Origin of the sequence: Pseudoalteromonas sp. PB2-1, assembly GCF_045040605.1 — a bacterium.
GTDB lineage: Bacteria > Pseudomonadota > Gammaproteobacteria > Enterobacterales > Alteromonadaceae > Pseudoalteromonas > Pseudoalteromonas arabiensis.
Window position 1 is genome coordinate 1,159,585 of record NZ_CP090667.1, and the last position, 18,701, is coordinate 1,178,285.

Annotated in this window: 20 protein-coding genes; 4 read left to right on the forward strand and 16 right to left on the reverse strand. The window is 40.5% G+C overall.

Annotated elements, in window-relative coordinates; genetic code table 11:
- Positions 1-11 precede the first annotated feature (11 nt).
- The 3 genes from L0Z67_RS05320 to L0Z67_RS05330 all read right to left on the reverse strand — a co-directional run bounded on the left by L0Z67_RS05320 (position 12) and on the right by L0Z67_RS05330 (position 3,805).
- Entirely contained in the window at positions 12-2,879 is a 2,868-nt protein-coding gene (locus tag L0Z67_RS05320) for a prolyl oligopeptidase family serine peptidase (RefSeq protein ID WP_237127681.1), read from the reverse strand.
- Entirely contained in the window at positions 2,879-3,430 is a 552-nt protein-coding gene (locus tag L0Z67_RS05325; protein ID WP_237127680.1) for a hypothetical protein, read from the reverse strand. Before L0Z67_RS05325 ends, L0Z67_RS05320 begins: the two co-directional genes overlap by 1 nt.
- A 228-nt stretch (positions 3,431-3,658) precedes the next feature.
- Positions 3,659-3,805 (reverse strand): DUF2986 domain-containing protein, encoded by a 147-nt coding sequence (locus L0Z67_RS05330; protein ID WP_083515370.1) that lies wholly within the window; start codon positions 3,803-3,805, stop codon positions 3,659-3,661.
- 157 nt (positions 3,806-3,962) lie between these two features.
- Here L0Z67_RS05330 and L0Z67_RS05335 point away from each other — a divergent pair, with 157 nt between their 5' ends.
- A complete protein-coding gene (locus L0Z67_RS05335) occupies positions 3,963-5,453 on the forward strand; it encodes a dipeptidase (RefSeq protein ID WP_062570460.1) in 1,491 nt (496 codons plus the stop codon).
- Between the two features lie 61 nt (positions 5,454-5,514).
- Here the strand turns inward: L0Z67_RS05335 and L0Z67_RS05340 are convergent, their stop codons facing one another.
- From L0Z67_RS05340 to yghU, 8 genes are all read right to left on the reverse strand, one after another.
- Positions 5,515-6,306, reverse strand: coding sequence for a putative porin (locus L0Z67_RS05340; protein WP_062570461.1), 792 nt, complete (start codon positions 6,304-6,306; stop codon positions 5,515-5,517).
- A gap of 228 nt (positions 6,307-6,534) precedes the next feature.
- Positions 6,535-6,963: an OsmC family protein gene (locus L0Z67_RS05345; protein WP_062570462.1), complete on the reverse strand. Its 429-nt coding sequence runs from the start codon at positions 6,961-6,963 to the stop codon at positions 6,535-6,537.
- Positions 6,964-7,052: 89 nt separating this feature from the next.
- The gene (locus L0Z67_RS05350) at positions 7,053-7,205 is read right to left on the reverse strand and encodes a DUF2256 domain-containing protein (RefSeq protein ID WP_237127679.1); all 153 of its coding nucleotides are present in this window, start codon (positions 7,203-7,205) and stop codon (positions 7,053-7,055) included.
- Positions 7,195-8,691: a cryptochrome/deoxyribodipyrimidine photo-lyase family protein gene (locus L0Z67_RS05355; RefSeq protein WP_237127678.1), complete on the reverse strand. Its 1,497-nt coding sequence runs from the start codon at positions 8,689-8,691 to the stop codon at positions 7,195-7,197. Before L0Z67_RS05355 ends, L0Z67_RS05350 begins: the two co-directional genes overlap by 11 nt.
- Positions 8,692-8,815: 124 nt before the next feature.
- Complete coding sequence (locus tag L0Z67_RS05360) at positions 8,816-9,415, reverse strand: FMN-dependent NADH-azoreductase (RefSeq protein ID WP_237115240.1); 600 nt, start codon at positions 9,413-9,415, stop codon at positions 8,816-8,818.
- Between the two features lie 182 nt (positions 9,416-9,597).
- Positions 9,598-9,984, reverse strand: coding sequence for a hypothetical protein (locus L0Z67_RS05365; RefSeq protein WP_062570465.1), 387 nt, complete (start codon positions 9,982-9,984; stop codon positions 9,598-9,600).
- Between the two features lie 57 nt (positions 9,985-10,041).
- Positions 10,042-11,340: an MFS transporter gene (locus L0Z67_RS05370; RefSeq protein ID WP_237127677.1), complete on the reverse strand. Its 1,299-nt coding sequence runs from the start codon at positions 11,338-11,340 to the stop codon at positions 10,042-10,044.
- A 57-nt stretch (positions 11,341-11,397) separates the two neighbouring features.
- Positions 11,398-12,237, reverse strand: coding sequence for a glutathione-dependent disulfide-bond oxidoreductase (gene yghU / locus L0Z67_RS05375; protein WP_062570467.1), 840 nt, complete (start codon positions 12,235-12,237; stop codon positions 11,398-11,400).
- 113 nt (positions 12,238-12,350) lie between these two features.
- Here yghU and L0Z67_RS05380 point away from each other — a divergent pair, with 113 nt between their 5' ends.
- Both L0Z67_RS05380 and L0Z67_RS05385 read left to right on the forward strand, forming a co-directional pair.
- A complete protein-coding gene (locus L0Z67_RS05380) occupies positions 12,351-12,725 on the forward strand; it encodes an STAS/SEC14 domain-containing protein (protein ID WP_062570468.1) in 375 nt (124 codons plus the stop codon).
- Positions 12,726-12,733: 8 nt separating this feature from the next.
- Complete coding sequence (locus L0Z67_RS05385; protein WP_237127676.1) at positions 12,734-13,750, forward strand: endonuclease/exonuclease/phosphatase family protein; 1,017 nt, start codon at positions 12,734-12,736, stop codon at positions 13,748-13,750.
- On the opposite strand, the gene L0Z67_RS05390 is transcribed toward L0Z67_RS05385, so the two are convergent.
- The 3 genes from L0Z67_RS05390 to L0Z67_RS05400 form a co-directional block, all read right to left on the reverse strand.
- Positions 13,747-14,082: a 2OG-Fe(II) oxygenase gene (locus L0Z67_RS05390; protein ID WP_237127675.1), complete on the reverse strand. Its 336-nt coding sequence runs from the start codon at positions 14,080-14,082 to the stop codon at positions 13,747-13,749. The genes L0Z67_RS05385 and L0Z67_RS05390 overlap by 4 nt on opposite strands.
- Positions 14,079-14,666, reverse strand: coding sequence for a rhomboid family intramembrane serine protease (locus L0Z67_RS05395; RefSeq protein WP_237127674.1), 588 nt, complete (start codon positions 14,664-14,666; stop codon positions 14,079-14,081). The genes L0Z67_RS05390 and L0Z67_RS05395 overlap by 4 nt, the downstream gene beginning before the upstream one ends.
- Positions 14,667-14,771: 105 nt before the next feature.
- Positions 14,772-15,458: a type 1 glutamine amidotransferase domain-containing protein gene (locus L0Z67_RS05400; protein ID WP_193988546.1), complete on the reverse strand. Its 687-nt coding sequence runs from the start codon at positions 15,456-15,458 to the stop codon at positions 14,772-14,774.
- Positions 15,459-15,592: 134 nt separating this feature from the next.
- Here L0Z67_RS05400 and L0Z67_RS05405 point away from each other — a divergent pair, with 134 nt between their 5' ends.
- On the forward strand, positions 15,593-16,504 hold the full coding sequence (locus tag L0Z67_RS05405) for a LysR family transcriptional regulator (RefSeq protein ID WP_062570473.1): 912 nt from the start codon (positions 15,593-15,595) through the stop codon (positions 16,502-16,504).
- Here the strand turns inward: L0Z67_RS05405 and L0Z67_RS05410 are convergent.
- The gene (locus L0Z67_RS05410; RefSeq protein WP_237127673.1) at positions 16,501-17,238 is read right to left on the reverse strand and encodes a dienelactone hydrolase family protein; all 738 of its coding nucleotides are present in this window, start codon (positions 17,236-17,238) and stop codon (positions 16,501-16,503) included. The two genes, L0Z67_RS05405 and L0Z67_RS05410, sit on opposite strands and share 4 nt — an antisense overlap.
- A gap of 71 nt (positions 17,239-17,309) precedes the next feature.
- The gene (locus L0Z67_RS05415) at positions 17,310-18,635 is read right to left on the reverse strand and encodes a glycerophosphodiester phosphodiesterase family protein (RefSeq protein WP_237127672.1); all 1,326 of its coding nucleotides are present in this window, start codon (positions 18,633-18,635) and stop codon (positions 17,310-17,312) included.
- Positions 18,636-18,701 lie beyond the last annotated feature (66 nt).

Below are 18,701 nucleotides of genomic sequence, written 5' to 3' on the forward strand. Positions count from 1 at the left end.
GCATTTTGAGTTTAGTTGATAGCCGTCACTTTAAAGGTGTTTTGATATAGCAATTGTTGGTTTGCGCCCATCACATCTAATGTCCAAGTACCTGGAGTCGATGTTTCATCTAAAGTGCGGTAAGTAGACCATTCATCAAGAGGGTTGCCCCATAAAGTTTGGTAATACACATAGTCATTTTCTTCAGAAGAGTTTGGTTTGAAGTGCCATTTTGTAAATACAACCAAGCGATCTTTTCGGTTATCAATACCTTCACGGTTCATTGAAAACTGAATTCCAAAGCGCTGTTTTTCGTTCAGTGTATATGAAAATTCCGTATCCTTATTGAGTTGTTCAATACTAGAACGGCCATTAAATTTTTCAGATAAAACTAGTTTAAATAACCCAGTCCGTTCTAACTCCAATATTGTATTTGGATAATCAAGCCCATACAGTTTTTCAATTACTTTCTGAATTCTTTCCAGTTCTTGAGCTGAATATTGACCTTCCAGCATTAGCAGGGCTATCTGCTCTCTAATATCTCCCTGTGAGTTACTGTCAATTTTTTCAGCATACTCTTCAATTAAACTAAGACATTTTTCTGTATTTCTAAACTTATTATCAGCAATGCAATAGACGACTGCTAAGTTAAATGCGTTCTTAACTGTTTGTTCTTTATCATAAAGCTCTTGAGAGTACTTTTGAGCCTTTTTAAAGTCAGGCTCCACAAGTAAGCTGTAAGAATAAATAAAACTTAGTCTTTCTTTAGCATTTACATAGCCTAAATCCGCCGAGCGGCTGTAATACTCAATAGCTTTTTTAATATCGACCAGTCTATCATCACCACGATGATAATAACTACCGACATTGAATATTGCTCGATCATGATCTAAGTTGGCTGCCAATTGGTAGTATTTAAAGCTATCTTTTTTACGATCAGTCTCTATTGCTTTACTGTCAAAAGTATCAGCTAACAATATTGCATCATGTTGAACTGTTTTTTTCTCTGATTCTCTATAGTGAGTCAATGCACTGTTAAGCTTGAGTTTTCTCTCAATAAAGTCGTTGGCTAAGGCTGCTTCTATTTGATCGTAATACCAATTCTGATGACCATGCCTAGAGCCTTCGAAAAACGCTTTTTCTACATCATGGCCTAAACGTTTTAAAACATAGTAAAAGCGGTTACTTTGCTCAAAGCCAGATATTTCATCTTGTTTGCCAGCGATAATAAGCACTGGGGCTTTTAAAGATGTAGCCTGATATACGGGCGAAATATCTTTTAAATCTTGGCTATATTCACCAACCGTACGCTTTATAAGCTCTTGATAATCTTTAGTTAAGGCGATATTACTTGCGTTATAGAGTAGAGGTAAGTCATAAATACCAAAACTTGCAATCACGCATTCATAAATATCAGGGTGTTTAATTGCTAACATAACCGCAGAGTAACCGCCATAGCTTGCGCCAATAGAGCAGATATGTTTAAAGCTATGTTGTGAACGAATATGTGCTACTGCGGCAGAAATGTCTTGTTCAATGAGATTACCAAATTGACCAACACCGCTTTCTAAAAACTCTTTACCAAACCCCGCTGAGCCTCTGAAATTAACACGTAAAATGGTAAAGCCACGAGAGGCAAGGTATTGTACTTCAGGGTTAAATTCATCACTTTCACGAATACCAATCGGGCCACCATGGGGCATCACTAATAGTACTTGCTTGTCGTTGTTTATAGGTTTGGTTAAATAACCTTCAAGGTTAGTCCCATCAAAAGCTTTAAAGTTAAAAAACGATGTTTTAGCGTACGTTGCGTCTTTATTTTTATCGGTAGAGAATAATAATTCAATTTGGTTAGCTTCAGCTCTGTATAAAAAGTACTTACCTGGAATCGTTGAGGAATGGTTGTAAAGAATATGAATTTTTCCGTCTAATGAGCTATTTACCCAGAAGAATTGCTCATCTCCTAAAGCTTCAGCAACTTTACTATGTAACTGTTTATATGTATCTACAAAATAGTCAGTCGTATATTTACCATGTTTGATATACGAGGCGGCGATTAATGTGCCATTATCACCAAGTTCTGCTGACTGAATGTCATATTTGGGATGTTGATAAAGAGTGTCGGTGATTTCTTGCGTGTTGATATTAAAGAGGCTTACTTGGCTCTTATCTGTATTTTTGTTGGTAATGACGGCTAGGTGATTTTGGTCAGTGAATCCAATAGGTAAAAACTGATAATCTGCGTCGGTGAGTGTAAAAAGGGGTATCCACTTCTCATTACCAATAACCTTATAGAAGAACTGTAAGCTTTTTTCGTCAATATCAAATTGAGCAGTGAATAATTGCTGCTTATGCTCGTCAAAAAAATAGTTGCTAGCGCCTTTTAAACCTTTCTCAATGGGGGAGAAAGAGCTTAGGTTATCTTCGTATAAAATATCCAGAGGTACCTTATAAAGAAACGTATTCTTTTTACCTGGTTTGGCGAATAAAATGTGTTCAGAATCGTTTGATAACCTATCGACTATGTATCCTTTGGTTGTTACTCTGTGCTGTTCGAACTTTGGCTTTTCTTCACTTTCTGTGACATTGATTACTGCGCTATAGTTTGAGTTATACTCACCATTCACACGTACGAAGATGTCGTCATTACTCAGCCATTCATAATTATAAAAATTATCCTTTTCCTTGAGTTTAACTGCATAGTACATTTCCATCGTTTTCATATCGATGATGTTGAGGGTTTTGGTTCTATCTTCTTGCGCTTCTAAAAAGCTGATCCATCGGCCACTGGGCGAGATCATAACTTGGCTTTGATCGGGCGAATACATTAAGTCTTTACTTGATAACATTTCAGCATGCAAAGGAAAGATAAAAAATAATAAGATAAGTAGCTTTTTCATTATTTTGCTTCCTGCTGCGAAAATGTTTGCTCTAAATAATCAAAGAAGGAGTCTTCTCCTGGGCCACCATAATTTAGCGAACGACCAGATAAAATAGAAGGGTAGGTTTGTTCCATGTATTGCAGTGCTTCAGAGCTTCTGTTCTCTAAAACAATGTGAGAGCGAGTATACCAAAAACCTATCGTAGAAATATCTAAATGACCTACATAATTAATTTTTTTAGCAGAAAGAGTGAATTGCCAACTTTCTTCATCGTTATCAAATTCAAGATAGGAATATCGGTTTAAGTTTAACCGAGTGATGGTGTAATCACCCAGTGGTAGATTGGCTAAAATATAATTACTACCACTACGAATATCCTTAGCTGTAAGAACTATTGACTTTGGACCATCAATATAAATGGCTTTTAAACTACGGTTAGTTTCTATACCAATCAGTAGATAACCTTCATCGGCTTTAGATAGCGTGTCTCGGTCTTCTTTAATATTGGTAACTTTAGATGCGCATGCACTTAATAAAAGCGCACAGCTAAGCAGCAATAAACGTTTCATTCCCTTGTATCTTATTGTTGTTATTTTATTAATTTTAAATTACTCAAAAATCGGAACTATGTGAAGCTCTTTTTGTGAATGAGTGTGAAAAGTAAGCGTGAAATTTATTTCGCGCGAAGGTTTATGTTTTGCGTGGCTTTTAAAACGCGCCAAGCAAGCGTGACGCCTACGGATAATATGGGGAATTTCGCATATTGCGCGATGTAAAATCGCGCCGACGATAACTTTTTAACTTTCTTGTTCAGCTTCTTGCTGTGCTCGCTTTTCGCGCTCTGCTTTTGACACATAAGCAGGTTTGTTGCTTTTATGCAGTTTCTCATTGGCGCGTTTATCTTTTTGTTTAAGTTTAGTGAAGATCTTTTTTCTACGATTCATGGGGTCAACAAACAATAAAATGGGGTGAGTCGACATTGTACCTTGTAATTAATTTTAAGCCGACACTTTTTGCTTAAATAAGAGATTTCATGTCAGAGCTATAACCGTTACAATTAAAACGTACTCTCTAAAAACCTTTAAAACTCTGGAGCTTATCTTGAAACATTCATTACTTGCTGCACTTTTATTAAGTGCATTTTCTAGTCAGGCAGCTGTGTCTGAGCAAAGTGAAAAGCTGGCAAATTATGCGGTAGAACAGTATCAACAAGCGCAAATACATACCCTTGGAAATTTAGTCTCTTACCCTACGGTAAACAAAGAAGGCCTTGCAACACCAGATAACCCAGACTTTATTGGTTTTAAGTCGTTTTTAAAAATGAAAGCGGCGCAGTTTGGTTTTGACTATCAAGATTTAGGTTACACCGTCCTGATTGGTATGGGTGATCAAAACGACAAAGTAACGATTGTCACTCATGGAGATGTACAACCTGCAGATGCCAGTAAATGGCAGCAAAGTCCATTTAAAATGGACAAAACCTCAGAGCCTGGCAAGCTCATCGCCCGCGGTACCGAAGACGATAAAGGAGCGATTGCGACTGCGCTTCACGCGATGAAGGCGATTAAAGATAACGGTATTACTTTAAATAACCGTATTGAGCTTATGGTTTACCTTGCAGAAGAGTCTGACTGGGCACCATTACAAGAGTTTATGAAAACTTACCAGCAGCCAAAATATGCTGTAACCATTGATGCGTCATACCCAGTGGTTGTAGCTGAAAAAGGCTGGAGCTTAATTGCGCCGACTTTCTCAGCGACCTCAGCGCAAACAGGTTTATATGTGAGTGATTTAAAAGGGGGGGCCTTTGTTAGTCAAATCCCTGAAGATGCGAGTGTACTCGTACATAATGCAGACGCGGCAACAGTGGCTAAATTACACGACAATGTAGCGAAACTTAAAAACGTCAAAGTAGCGATTAAAGAGCAAACTGACGGTTTATTAGTGCAAGTTAAGGGTACCTCTGCACATTCCTCTGAGCCTGAGTCAGGTGAAAATGCCATTGCACACTTAGCTGAGGTATTTAAAGGGATTGATCTTGAGAATAACAGTGATGGTCAAGCAATTGAGTTTATTAACCAGTTGATTGGCCTTGATTTATATGGCGCACAATTTGGTGATATTGGTTACGAGCATGATTTTATGGGGCCAATGACAGTGTCGCCAACAGTGCTTACTCGCCAAGGTAATGATATTAAATTGTCTGTTAATATGCGTCGCCCCGTTGGTAAAGAAGAAGCTGTGCTCAAGCAGCAAATTAATGAAGCATTGAGTAAATGGCAGTCACGTAATGAGGTGACTTTAAAAGACACGGATATCGTGATTGGCACACCAATGTTGTTAGATGGCGCTCCGCATGCACAAGCACTCCTAGATATCTTCAAGCACTTTAGCGGTGACCAAGACGCAGGGTTTGTGTCAATCGGTGGCGGCACAAATGCAAAGCTATTTGATAATGCGGTTTCGTTTGGCCCATCAATGCCTGGTAAAAAATACACTGGCCACTCAGAGCATGAGTTTATCACCGAAGAGCAGCTTGCGCTTAACTTAAAAATGTATACAGCGATGATGATGCAGCTTGGTAATATGTAATCGCAATGTTTAAAACGTAAAACGCCACTTTTTTAAGTGGCGTTTTCATTTAGAGTTTTGACTAGAACTGAGCAACAAACCTAAGATTATAAAGCTCTCCAGAGCCTCTTTCAGTGTAATTAGCAGTTACATAGTATTGGTCGTTAAAAAAGTACTTACCTTGTAAAACTAACTCAGAATCATCTATACCTGCACCTATGGCATAGTGATTACCAAAATAGTAGCTTAACATGGCATTGCTTGCAGAGTCATAAACACTGTCTTGGTGACCGACATCAACAGTAATGTATTGACTGCCGCTTAAATGATTAAAGTATCTGGCAGAGATGTTCCAATAGTCGAGTTCATCATCTGTTTCAGCTGTAAAGCCTAGGTAATCTTTCTCATTGATTTGGTGGTTATACTGGGCTTTCAGACGCCAATAGTCATCACCATACTCACGCTCATTTTTATTTACAGAGACTTTTAATGCATCGGCAAATAAGTAGCCTACACCTACTGTATAGTTATCCGCATCATCAATATCGTAAATTTCACCTGTAACAAACCAGTTTTTGTAATACCCCTCACCAAACATGCCAAGATAATCAGTGCTATCAGTATTAAAGTAATTTACTCGGATGTTTGAGTCTGTATCGAGGTAGCCATAATCATCGAGTACTCCAGAGTTTTGCTGCTCCTCAAAGTAGTAATGGCTTACTAATTGGTAGCCGTCAGAGTTATAATCGTCATGCTCGAGGTAAGTGTAATCAATACTGTTGAACCACTGCTTACCCACTTGTTGCTCTGTTGCTATTGAGCAGTTTGAATAGGCGAGTGTTGCAAGTGCAATGGGGGCTAGTTGTTTAAACATACATATCCTTGTTGTATTTTGATTTTCAGGTACTTTGACTTTCAGGTACATAGTACAACAAGTTGGTTAATGCATTGTAATAAAGTGTTAGAAGTATACGAATAGAGTTAATTTCGAAAGAGATATAAAAAAAACACAACAAATCGTAGTCGAGGTTTTATGAAGTGTTTTATTAACAAAAGCCACCTTGCTTAGAAGGTGGCTATTTCATTTTAGTTAAGCTTTATTTTAGTTAAGCTGTGTTGTTAGCGATATTTCTGCATTCATTAGTTTAGAAATAGGGCAACCTTGTTTGGTTTGCTGGCACAACTGGTTAAATTTTTCCTCTGAGATACCTTTAATTTTGGCACTAACATCAAGTGCAATGTGGCTTACTTCAAAGCCATCATCTACTTCGTCAAGGCTAACAGTTGCTTTGGTTGTAATATCATCAGCTACAAAATCAGCGTCGGTTAACGCCAGTGATAATGCCATGCTAAAGCAACTGCTATGTGCCGCAGCAATGAGTTCTTCGGGGTTGGTGCCAGGCTTGTCTTCAAAGCGAGTGTTGAAACCAAAAGGTTGGTTATCTAACGCGCCACTTTGTGTACTGATTTTACCCTTGCCTGATTTGATATCGCCAGACCAACTTGTGTGAGCCGTTTTTTTAATCGTCATCGTCATCTCCTTTGTAAATAATTTCGGCTAGTGTGAAATGATTTCAGAGTATTAGGCCGAAAAGTATGATTTGCTAAAGAAGTTGCAACTTAAACGCCAATTTTTCGCTTAGCTTCACGCTTGCAGCGCTCTGAACAATATTTTACATTTTCCCAATCTCGCTGCCATTTTTTACGCCATATAAAAGGCCGCTTACAGACAGAGCAAATTTTGCTCGGTAAATTAAGCTTTTTATGAGCCATGGCGTTGCCTTTTAAGACTTTTAACATGTTTTTGAAGCACAACTTTTGTACCCTGTTTCACATCATCGCGTTCTCTAAAAGACCATAATCGGTCCCGAGCTTGTTTTGCTGCTTGCTCTAAATCGACCATGGGCTCTGGGTAGTCTTCGCCGAGTTTAAAGTCATTAAAGAGGGCTTCCATCGGTGGTTGTAGCCATGGCTGATGAAGATCTTCTATGGGTAAGTCTTTAAGTTCAGGACACCAGGTTTTAATAAACATCCCCTCTGCGTCTTTGTCTTCAGATTGCTTTATTGGATTATATAAGCGAATGGTGTTGGTCCCTGTAACTGACGCCTGCATTTGGATTTGTGGGTAATGAATTCCAGGTTCAAAGTCTAAAAAATAACGCGATAGAATTAAACTGACAGGGTGCCAATGAATGTTCATATGATGGGTCATAAAACTCACTAACATGGCACGCATTCGAAAGTTTATATAGCCAGTTGCTGCCAAGCAGCGCATACATGCATCGATAATAGGGATACCAGTTTGACCTTGTTCAAAGCGTTTTAAGTGCTCTGTAACAAGTTCATCATCTCGATAAGGATAATGCAGGTAAGCAGGGTTTTGAGGTAGAAACTCCATACTGCATTGGCTTTCAAACTTTTGCATAAAGTGGCAATGCCAATGCAGCCTTGATTCAAACGCATGTAATGAGCGACGCCAGCTTAGGGGCTGCCTTGTGAAATAGTACTTTAGGGTTTGATAAACTTGCCGAAGGCTTAGGTTTCCCCAAGCTAAATAGGGTGAAAGCCGAGAGCAAGTCTCTCTACTTTTTGATGGGCTTGAGATACCGCTTTGATAGCCCTTAGCACGCTGTTCAATAAAGCTTTGTAAACAGGCTCTGGCAGCATGAGGGCCGCCATATTGAAACTGTTCATCCTGCTCTGATAAGCACTCAGTGTATTTAGCAACTTGATAATTTTCAGGTAGAACGGCTTTAAAGTTATGCCAATCTGGCGTTACAAGCGGTTGATTCATCACGCTGTGCCAATGAGCTTGCCAATCAAATTGTTTTGGTCGCGCTCTTATAACAGCACCAAGCGGGGTTTCATGCCATGGAATAGATTTAGTGAAAAGCCAATTTTTTATTGCTTTATCACGCTCGAAGGTATTTTTGAGGCCGATTTCTTGGTGGCTAAAAACGGCTCTAATATCAAACTCTTTTTCTAGCGATTCAAACACAGAGAGCATATCTTGATTATAAATCGCAATTTCAGCATCTTGTTTTTTTAACTGCGCATTTAGGTCACAAAGCGATTGATATACAAATCGCCAATGACGATGACTGTAATGAGGGTCATTTAGTAATAAAGGTTCGAAATTAAATAATAACAGACACGGATTAGATGAAGCAGCAGCTTCTGCCAGAGGCTGATGATCTGAAAGTCGCAAATCTCGTTTGAACCAAACAATATTGATTGCTTGTTTTACTGCGTTAAGCATTGCTATCTGTCTGTGTTAATTATGTATGCAGCAATACGAAGAGAGTAGAGGTTTAGATTACTTTATATCTGAGGTGTTTTATGTAAAAAGAAGCGGCCAGAATGACCGCTCTAATCGTTGCGTTTTATAACGCCGCAACGAATTTTTTAATATTCTCTTGTGCAGCTTCTAAGCTTTGTTCTGCGCCTGGCATTGCTAAGCCTTCTGCATAAATAAAGTCAACATCAGTCATACCAACAAAACCAAGCACATCTTTTAAGTATTTAGTTTGAGTGTCGATATCACTACCTTGGTACACACCACCGCGGGCAGCCAGTACCACAACTTTTTTGTTTTCAAGCAAACCTACTGCGCCTTGTTCAGTGTATTTAAACGTAATACCAGCACGTGCAATACGGTCAATCCATGTTTTAAACGTTGATGGAATACCAAAGTTATACATTGGCATACCGATAACGATAAGATCGTTGTCGTTAAGTTCGCCAATTAACTCGTCAGAGATTGCTGCAAGTGCTTTTTGCTCATCGCTGCGCTCGTTTACATCAGTCATCCATGCAGCCATTTCTGTTTGCGTAAGGTGATCAATAGCGTCGCTGCTTAAGTCGCGCACGGTGATCGCTACTTGGTCTTGTTCAGTCAGTTGACTTACAAATGTGTTTGTTAATTTAGTTGAGTTACCGTTTTCACCATTGAGTGAAGAATTTAAAACAAGTACTTTTTTCATCATTACACCTGCAAATTAGGAAGTTGTTCTCAGTATAAAAAAGTATAAAAAAAAATAATAATGCTATTTATCGAGCCGTTTGTTCGTTTTAAACGAATGTTTTTCTGTGAGCGAAGGGATGATTATGAATGTTATGTTGAACAAGTAAATGCATAAAGAAAGGGCGACCTAAGTCGCCTTTTTTATTGATATGCTAATTCAGCATCAATATTACGCATCAAGTTTGTTACCCAGTTGATGTATTGACGGTGAATCTTCTTACCATCGTAATCTAGGTTGATAGAGTCTTTGTAATCAATAGAATATTCTTTTTCATTAAAGCTAATTTCAACTCGTAATTGGTGCTTTCGAATATCTAATGTGCCTAAAACCTTACCTTCTTGATTTGCACGACATGTCCATCCAAGCTTCATACATGCCTTGAGTATATCGTTCTCGATACTTTTAAGGTCATGGCTTTTATTGGCAACTGTAGGTACGGGGTTAGAGTCAAAGTTACGAATAGGTACACTCGTGCTACATGCGGACAAAGTCAGTAGTGTAAAAAGTGCAAATACTCTCTTTTTCATGGTAAGTCCTTTTTGGAATTAAATCAGTGTAATTATGCGCTTTTTTAATAATTTGGTCTAGGTATCTTTTAAAAACCAAGCACTTACTGCACCAGCAAATCCAAGCACACTATAAAATAAGATCAGCTCAGCGGTGCTTAAATAGCTATTTAGCAAGCCTACACTCCCCAATAGCAACAGTATTAGCCCTATCACAGTATTACTAACTGACACATAATCAGTACGTTTATTCCCTTCAGCCATATCAACTAAGTAGGTTTTTCGGCCGAGCCGAACGCCCTGATGGGCAACTGTGAGTAAAAAATAACACAGCGGTAGTAACCAAAACTCATTAAGTGTTGCGGGACTAAAATACGCAACTAAATACACGGCTAAACCGTTAAGTGTGACAAGTATCGCTGCGAAAACGAGCACTCGGCGACTCGATAAGTCGCTTAATCTCCCCCAAATTGGCGCTGAAACGAGACTAGCAAGGCCAGAAAGAGCCATAAACGTGGCTAGTAGTGAAAAATCAAAGGCTTGTTCACTGGCAAGTACAATATAAAAGGGGGCGCTTAAAGCTGAGCAAAGTAACAATGCACGGGTAATAATAAAGTGGGCAAATTGTTTATCTTGATAGAGAAGTTTTAACTTTTTTAGAGCATGCAATAAGCCGTTTTCAGCGCCTTCAGTTGCCCCTTTATATTCTTTTATTCGGCTGTAACTCAGTGCTGCAAAAAGCCACATGAGCGCAGCTAATATGAGAGCAACATAAACGCCATTGTCATAACCCAAATGCTGTAAATACCATAATCCAAGGCCAAAGGTGAGCGTTGCAAAGCCTGCAAAACTGGCTGCAAAACCACTAATGCTTCCACGTTGCTGTTTCGGAATAACCTTACCCAACACATCTTTTGCTGCAATTGAATTAAAACCGCGGGCAAGGCTAAAGATAATCAAAATACCTATAATCGCAAAGCCTGCACTCGTACCTTGTAAGGTGAGGGCACAAATAAGGATAGCGATAATACATACTGCTTGAATGATAGCCCCAACCACCCACACCCATTTTCTAACCGCAAGCTGGCGAATTAAGTGAGCAATAGCAAGCTGCGGTAGCATAGAACCCGACTCACGTATTGGCACAAGCCACGCTATAAAGCTACTAGGCACATTAATACTTTGTAATAACCAAGGAAGCGTCACTTTAGGATTTAAAAGGGCATCAGCAAACTTGCTAAATAACTGACTCACTAAAAGGGTGATAAAGTTACCTGGCACGACCTTGCAGGCCGCTTCATCTATGGCTTTACATGCGCGCGCATCTTCGGTGTTACTAAGGCGTTGGTAGATGTCTTCTTTACTGAGCTTTTTCATGTTTTATAGTTCAGGAGAGGATCCGTTATTGCAATGGGCTGCATGGCAGCCCGATGGTTAAAAGTCGTTTTTGCTGTGTCGCTCGGCAAGTTGCTCTGCTTCATCACCCCAAATACGATTAACACGGCGACCACGTTGCACTGCAGGGCGGCGTTCAACTTGTTTTGCCCAGCGCACAACATGGGTATAAGACTCAACATCTAAAAACTCTGCTGCGTCATATAAATAGCCAAGTACAAGGCTTCCGTACCAAGGCCAAATTGCAATATCAGCAATTGAATACTCACTGCCTGCCATGTAGTCATGATCGCTTAAATGGCGGTTGAGTACGTCGAGTTGGCGTTTAACTTCCATAGTAAAGCGGTCTATTGGATACTGCATTTTAAACGGTGCATAACTATAAAAGTGGCCAAAACCACCACCTAAATAGGGCGCAGACCCCATTTGCCAAAATAGCCAGTTGCGACACTCGGTTTTACTTGTGTGGTCGCTTGGAATGAGTGCATCAAATTTTTCGGCCAAGTACTGTAAAATCGCACCCGATTCAAAAACACGGGTAACAGGCTTGGTGCTGTGATCCATCAATGCGGGGATCTTTGAGTTAGGGTTTACGCTAACAAAACCCGACGAGAACTGGTCACCATCAGCAATTTTGATCAAAAACGCATCATAGTCAGCGTCATTGATGCCAAGCTCAAGTAGCTCTTCAAGCATAATAGTGACTTTTTGACCGTTTGGTGTAGCAAGTGAATAGAGTTGTAATGCATGCTCACCCACAGGTAGATCCTGCTGGTGGGTAGCACCTGAAATTGGGCGATTTGTCTTAGCCCATTCGCCACCATTTTCGGCATCCCACTGCCACACTTTAGGCGGCGTATAACTGTCGTTATTACTCATTGAAACTCCTTTATTTGTGCTTTTGTGAATGTCACTACGAGACTACCATCCTAGTTGATCAACGTGAGCAAGGGAAGTAGAGTAATCAAATTATAAATATTAAGGAGGATGGTATGAAAAAACACGGTTTAGCAATTGGTTTAGAGCGCGTTGGCAGTACGTTTTATTTAACTTTTAAAGTCGTTGGAAAACTCACTCATGATGACTATACAAAACTCACTCCCTTAATTGAAAATGCACTAGCGTCAGTTCCTCACGCAAAAATCAGAGCTTATGTTGATATTACAGAGTTAGAGGGATGGGAGCTTCAAGCAGCATGGGATGATTTAAAGCTGGGGCTTAAGCATAACAAGGCGTTTTGCCGCATTGCTTTATTAGGAAATGCGAAATGGCAACAAGTGGCTAGCAAGGTGGGTAATTGGTTTACCAGTGGTGAAGTGAAGTATTTTGAGGATGCGAGCATTGCACGTGAATGGTTACATGAATAAGGTGGCCTGTGATAAAGCATAATCAAATAAAGGTGGCGACATTTAACCTTTATAATTATTTAGCGCCACCGAATGCATTTTATGATTTCCAGCGTATTTATAGTGCACAGCAATGGGCAAAAAAACAGCGCTGGTTAGCCGATTATCTTGAAAACCAACAGCCTGATATCATTGGTTTCCAAGAAGTGTTTAGTATTGATGCTCTAAAACAGCAAGTAAGCGAACAAGGTTATCCTTATTTTGCTGTCGTTGATGAACCCACTATTATTGATGAGTTTATATATCGTGATCCTGTTGTTGCGATTGCTTCACGCTTTAAAATAGTGGCTGTTGCCAAGGTGGAGTATGACACAGATTACGCAGCGCAAATGGGGCTCAAAGGGTTTCGTTTTAGTCGTGATATTGTTCGCGCTACGATAGATGTGCCACATATTGGCATTGTTGATTGCTATGTACTGCACTTTAAATCAAAGCGTAGCATGATTGATAACGAATACGATGACACCAGCACTGAGCAACAAAACTTACTTAAGCAGTTAAAAGATCAGGTAGCAGGGCGCTGGGCATCAAGCATACAGCGTGGCAGTGAAGCTGCACTATTTTTGATAGAAGTCATCAATCGCAGAGCGCAAACAAATAACCCTGTTATTGTGATGGGGGATTTTAATAATGAGTTGCATGACGGTGTACTCAATCATTTAATTGCCGATAATTCACGGCTTACTGAAAATCGTCAAAATAGTGCGTATCGCTCACATTTTACCTTACAGGATAGTTGGCAGCTTTATCAGCGTCATGTAGTGACCGAAAGCGACAGAGAGGCAACCCATTACTTTGGCAGTAGTAGTTCAGTGTTTGACTATATTTTGCTTTCAAGGGAATTTGATGCAGGGTTTCACAGCAGTTTTTTTGAAGTCGTTGATTATCACACCTATGATCAGCACTTGATCAACCCACAGTTTGCTTATGATGACCAAAGCACCGACCATGGTGTTGTGATGATCACAATGGCACTGCGTAGTTAATTGTTTTTGATCCAGCCAATACTAAGTAGATATCGGTTACCAGAAATGACTTTAGTGACTTGATGTTCACAGACATCGGGCCGAAATAATTTGATGCGAGCACTTTCGTAAATTGGTTGTGCACAAATAAACTCGCCACCAGTTCGCGCTTTTTTGAGCACAATGTTAAGCCGAAAGTGTTTACCCGCCGCTACCTTATCAGTGTGCGCAGGCACTTCGCTACCTTCAGGAAAGCGCAATATATAAACATCAAATTTAATTGGCCACAATAGCATTTTGTCGTAGCCCGAAAGTTGCCGACCTTTTTCAAAGCGAAAGCGCTTTTTAATCATAGGTTATTGTATTTTTTATCACGCTTTGCCATCAGATAACCTATAAACGCGCCACTTATAGCACCAAATAAATGGCTCTCAAAAGAGATATGAATACGCTGCGGGAATACTCCCCAAATCAAGCCGCTGTAAAGTACAACGACGGCAATGCTGATTAAAATTGCTTTGAATGAGCGGTGCATGATGCCATAGCAGATTAGATAACCCCATAAACCATAAATTACGCCACTCAAACCTACATGAATATTACTACGGCCGAATAACCAAACGAGTAGCCCACCAAGCAGTGCAGTGCCAGTAAAGACTAGCCAAAAACGTTTTACGCTGTATTGGCATACCAGCCACGCAAGAATAGCAAAAGGCACTAAATTACTGACCAGATGCGCCCAGCCGCCATGTAAAAAGGGGGCAAAGAACACGCCAGACACACCAGATATTTGACGAGGTAATATGCCAAAAACGTTAAGGTTTACACCAGGGAGTGAGTTGGCAATTTGCAGCACCACACAAAGTAACATGATGCCCAAAATAGCAAACCGTTTGCTACTGATAGGGGGAAGTTTGGCAGCTGATTTTTCAGTCATGGTTGAAGGCTCTTAAATCAATTCGACCGAATCAGTATAACTTATTAATAGTGAAGGTAAACACCTTGACGTACAAGGTGTTTACTGAATAATGAATTGTGATTTTTAACCTAGTTTAGTTAGCAGTTTTTTCGCTGCAAGCTCTGAACTTGCAGGGTTTTGTCCTGTGATTAATAAACCGTCTTCAATGGCAAGTACGCCCCAGTCATCGGTTTTTTGGTAGTGACCGCCTTGTTTGATTAGCTCATCTTCTACGAGCAACGGTACCACATTGGTAAGCTGTACAGCATCTTCTTCAGAGTTACTAAAGCCAGTAACTTTTTTATCAAACACGACTGATTTACCTGCTGCATTTTTCGCATTGAGTAATACAGCACTTGCATGACATACCGCGCCAACAGGCTTGTTTGAATTTAAAAATTGTTCAATCAAACTAATAGAGTCCTGATTATCAACTAAGTCCCACAATGGACCATGGCCGCCTGGGTAAAATACAGCGTCAAATTCCTCTGCATTTATCTCGCTCAATGGTTTAGTGTTTGCCATCAAGGTTTTTGCTGCGCTGTCTTCTTCAAAGCGTTTGGTTGCATCTGTGGCAGCGTCAGGTGCGGCGCTATTTGGATCGACGGGAGGTTGGCCGCCTTTTACTGATGCAAGGGTTACATCTGCACCAGCATCAACAAAGGCGTAGTAGGGGGCTGCAAACTCTTCTACCCAAAAACCTGTTTTATGACCTGTATCACCCAATTCATCGTGTGAAGTAAGTACCATTAAAATTTTCTTAGCTGACATAGTGAATCCTTTTGTGAGTTTTAAACATCGTTGATAACACTATAGGGATGAAAACTAAGTTAAACAACGCAGATAAACTTGACTTCATTGGTTTAATAATTGATACAATTATTCAGGCCATATTAGGAATCCATATGAAAGTATCGTTCGAGCAACTAAAAAGTATGGTGGTGTTTGCCCATATTGTGCAGCAAGGTAGCTTAACCAAAGCGGCTCAGCAACTAGGCTTGTCGCGAGCTGTGGTGAGTTATCACTTAAAAAAGCTAGAGCAGCAATTGCAACTCACCTTATTAAATCGTTCAACCCGCACTATGACACTAACAGAGGCGGGTATGGCTTATTACGAACGTTGTCAGGCCATTACAGAGCACGCAGAGGCAGCTAATCTGCATCTTGAGAGCTTAAAAAGTGAGCCCGTTGGGGTAATTAAACTGAGTTGTCCGGTGAATGTCGGCTTACAACTTGTAGTGCCCGCGCTGGCTCAGTTTAAACGTTTGTATCCTAAAATCGACATAGACTTACAACTGAGTGATGATGTGGTTGACGTTATCAAAGAAGGCTATGATTTGGCTATTCGAGGGGTTGCGCTTGAGAGTTCAAACTTACAAGCGACTAAGCTGGCAAGCATGGCAACATGCTTATGTGGTTCAGTTGATTACTTTACAAAACACCCCATACCAAAGAGCATTGCTGATTTAGCAGTGCATACTTGGGTCGTGTACCAGCCAAGCAGCGCTATTGTGACTCTTGAAAAAGACAAGCGTCGTTTTGATATAGCAGTCAGTGGTGGCATAAGTACTAACAATGCCGCAGCACGCACTGCTTTTGTTGAAGCGGGACATGGCTTAGCTAAAATCCCTGTTTATGATGCACTTCCTAGGATTAAGGCTGGCTTATTGCGAACAGTATTAGAGGATTACAAAACCGCAGATATTGAGCTTTATGGTGTGTTCCCGCCTGGGGCAGCGGGAAGCAAAAAATTGCGTGTTTTACTTGATTACCTAAAGGACTATTTCGCTAATCAAGTGGCAACGCTGGCGATTTAAACAAGCGTTCGATTAAATAAAGTAACGGCTTGTTGATACATGCTGATGGCAAGGGCAGGGTCGTAACGCTCGCCTTCATCGCGCATGAAGGCGTGTTGGGCATTAACTTCTTGCCACTGGTAATTAATTCCTGTTGCCACCGCTTGTTGGTAAATTTTAAGGCGGCCTTCTTTTGGTACATGTGGGTCTTGCTTACCCCAGACAAAGTGAATTTCACCTTTGATATCAGCCATGCGTTCGAACGAGTTATTACCTGCTTGCGCCACTAAGGTATCGCTGTGTATATCTGTTGCATATAAACAAAATGCGGCTTTAATATTAGAGTTTAACGCTGCGCGATATGCAAGGTGACCACCAATACAGACACCCATCGCACCGATGTGGCCTGTGCAGTAATCTTGAGTGCGTGCAAATGCAATTAAGGCTTCAGTATCACTGTCGTGGCTCTCAATTGGTTTAGCCCACTTGTCGGCATTGCCTTTATCCTTACCCGCATCATCGTAGGCAAGTACAGTACCTATAGGGTTTAACTCATGAAACACTTCGGGCACTAATACCACAAAACCATGACCTGCCAGTATTGCAGCAGCGCGTGCGATTGGCGCAGTTTCTTGAAAAATCTCTGAATAGAAAATAATACAAGGGAACTTCCCTTCATCTACTGGGCGATAAACGCTGGTGCGCATTGGCCCTGTTGGGGTGGCTATATCGTGGCTATGGTGTTGAATGATCATAAAATGCTCGGCTAAATAAAACTCTATGTTAACCGAGCACGATAAAATAAACGACTGTAGCCGTAAAACTTTTAAATACTGGCAGGCATGTTATTACAACTCGCGTAATAGCTAACCGTTGCAGGCCAATCAGAGAAGATACCTATGACACCAACATCTTTGGCTAATACATCAAGCACGGTCATCATATCGCCATCGTTATCAATAACATCGGCAACTGATTGATAATAATAGCCGCCACCATTATTTAACGGGCCTGAGCGTTCGAAACTCCATGCTATGATTTTAAGGCCTGCCGCTTTGGCATCAACTGCATATTGTGAAGGCACTATGTTATTGTCGTTATCAATGGTTAATAGCATCCAGATTGGTGGTGCAATAATCTTAACACCGTCACTGTAAAGTGCAGCCATACTGGGTTGCCAAGTGTCAGGATTATTAGGATCAAAGCCTGCATCACTATCACGACCATCCAAGTAAACACTTTGAGCAGCAAAGTCTGGATTGTTATTTATCCAATATTTTACATCATCTAAGTTAAATGACTGTGGAAAAACATGATTAGCGGGCACGTCCATTTGTATGTACTCATCGAGCATTTTTTGTGCGTACTGCTCTTGGCTCATACCATCAAAAGGCATGCTAACTGCTGGCGATTTAAGTTCAGGAGTCATTTTTACACCTAACTCTTTAAACAATGCAATACTTTGTTTATGTGTCATTAGGGTGCCTGTATTTGCATATAAATCAGTGCGCCAGCTAGGCGTTCCTTTCATATAGTCAGCCACATTAGTTGCGTTGGTGTTTGCACCATCCATTTTGCCTTCAAGGGTTAAAAACTCTGCGAGGCTGATATCGCTAGTACAACATTTAGCAGAGGCAGGCGTACCACTGTTAGGATCTGCTGGAGTAAAAGGTTCACTGCATTTTGCAGCTAACTCTGGAATAGCTAAAATATTCGTGGTGGTATGTAAGTCACACTGCGAATGGCGACATACTAATTCTTTATCGTTTGTAAAGGTGACATCACACTCGACAATGCCAGCCCCCATGCGAGCCGAAGCTATGTAAGACTCTTTAGTGTGTTCAGGGTATTGCATAGGCGCTCCTCGATGACCGATTGAAAAATCAGTACGGTAAAAGGGGCCTTCTTTACACGATTCTAGTTTTGTTTTTAGTGTACTGTCTGCCATGTCATCAATGAGGTAGTCTGGGCGAGTGCCAAGCTGAATATTGGTGCCCTGCGCCACTTCTACGACAATGGGGGTTGGAACTTCAACAACTTGAACATCAGTATTTGTGACAACAACTTCTTTTTCGACAACTTCTACATCATCATCACAACCAGCAAGAACGCCTATTAATAAGCAACTAGTCAGTAAGGGTATGTGTTTCACTATTTTCGCATCCTTTAAAATAAATGAGTGCATCACCTTAATCATCATTAATGACAATAAAACGAC

Bases quoted from the DNA above. Each gene is read 5' to 3' on its own strand.
- L0Z67_RS05320 (WP_237127681.1), bottom strand. From the start codon at position 2,879: ATGAAAAAGCTACTTATCTTATTATTTTTTATCTTTCCTTTGCATGCT.
- L0Z67_RS05325 (WP_237127680.1), bottom strand. From the start codon at position 3,430: ATGAAACGTTTATTGCTGCTTAGCTGTGCGCTTTTATTAAGTGCATGC.
- L0Z67_RS05330 (WP_083515370.1), bottom strand. From the start codon at position 3,805: ATGAATCGTAGAAAAAAGATCTTCACTAAACTTAAACAAAAAGATAAA.
- L0Z67_RS05340 (WP_062570461.1), bottom strand. From the start codon at position 6,306: ATGTTTAAACAACTAGCCCCCATTGCACTTGCAACACTCGCCTATTCA.
- L0Z67_RS05345 (WP_062570462.1), bottom strand. From the start codon at position 6,963: ATGACGATTAAAAAAACGGCTCACACAAGTTGGTCTGGCGATATCAAA.
- L0Z67_RS05350 (WP_237127679.1), bottom strand. From the start codon at position 7,205: ATGGCTCATAAAAAGCTTAATTTACCGAGCAAAATTTGCTCTGTCTGT.
- L0Z67_RS05355 (WP_237127678.1), bottom strand. From the start codon at position 8,691: ATGCTTAACGCAGTAAAACAAGCAATCAATATTGTTTGGTTCAAACGA.
- L0Z67_RS05360 (WP_237115240.1), bottom strand. From the start codon at position 9,415: ATGAAAAAAGTACTTGTTTTAAATTCTTCACTCAATGGTGAAAACGGT.
- L0Z67_RS05365 (WP_062570465.1), bottom strand. From the start codon at position 9,984: ATGAAAAAGAGAGTATTTGCACTTTTTACACTACTGACTTTGTCCGCA.
- L0Z67_RS05370 (WP_237127677.1), bottom strand. From the start codon at position 11,340: ATGAAAAAGCTCAGTAAAGAAGACATCTACCAACGCCTTAGTAACACC.
- yghU (WP_062570467.1), bottom strand. From the start codon at position 12,237: ATGAGTAATAACGACAGTTATACGCCGCCTAAAGTGTGGCAGTGGGAT.
- L0Z67_RS05380 (WP_062570468.1), top strand. From the start codon at position 12,351: ATGAAAAAACACGGTTTAGCAATTGGTTTAGAGCGCGTTGGCAGTACG.
- L0Z67_RS05390 (WP_237127675.1), bottom strand. From the start codon at position 14,082: ATGATTAAAAAGCGCTTTCGCTTTGAAAAAGGTCGGCAACTTTCGGGC.
- L0Z67_RS05395 (WP_237127674.1), bottom strand. From the start codon at position 14,666: ATGACTGAAAAATCAGCTGCCAAACTTCCCCCTATCAGTAGCAAACGG.
- L0Z67_RS05400 (WP_193988546.1), bottom strand. From the start codon at position 15,458: ATGTCAGCTAAGAAAATTTTAATGGTACTTACTTCACACGATGAATTG.
- L0Z67_RS05405 (WP_062570473.1), top strand. From the start codon at position 15,593: ATGAAAGTATCGTTCGAGCAACTAAAAAGTATGGTGGTGTTTGCCCAT.
- L0Z67_RS05410 (WP_237127673.1), bottom strand. From the start codon at position 17,238: ATGATCATTCAACACCATAGCCACGATATAGCCACCCCAACAGGGCCA.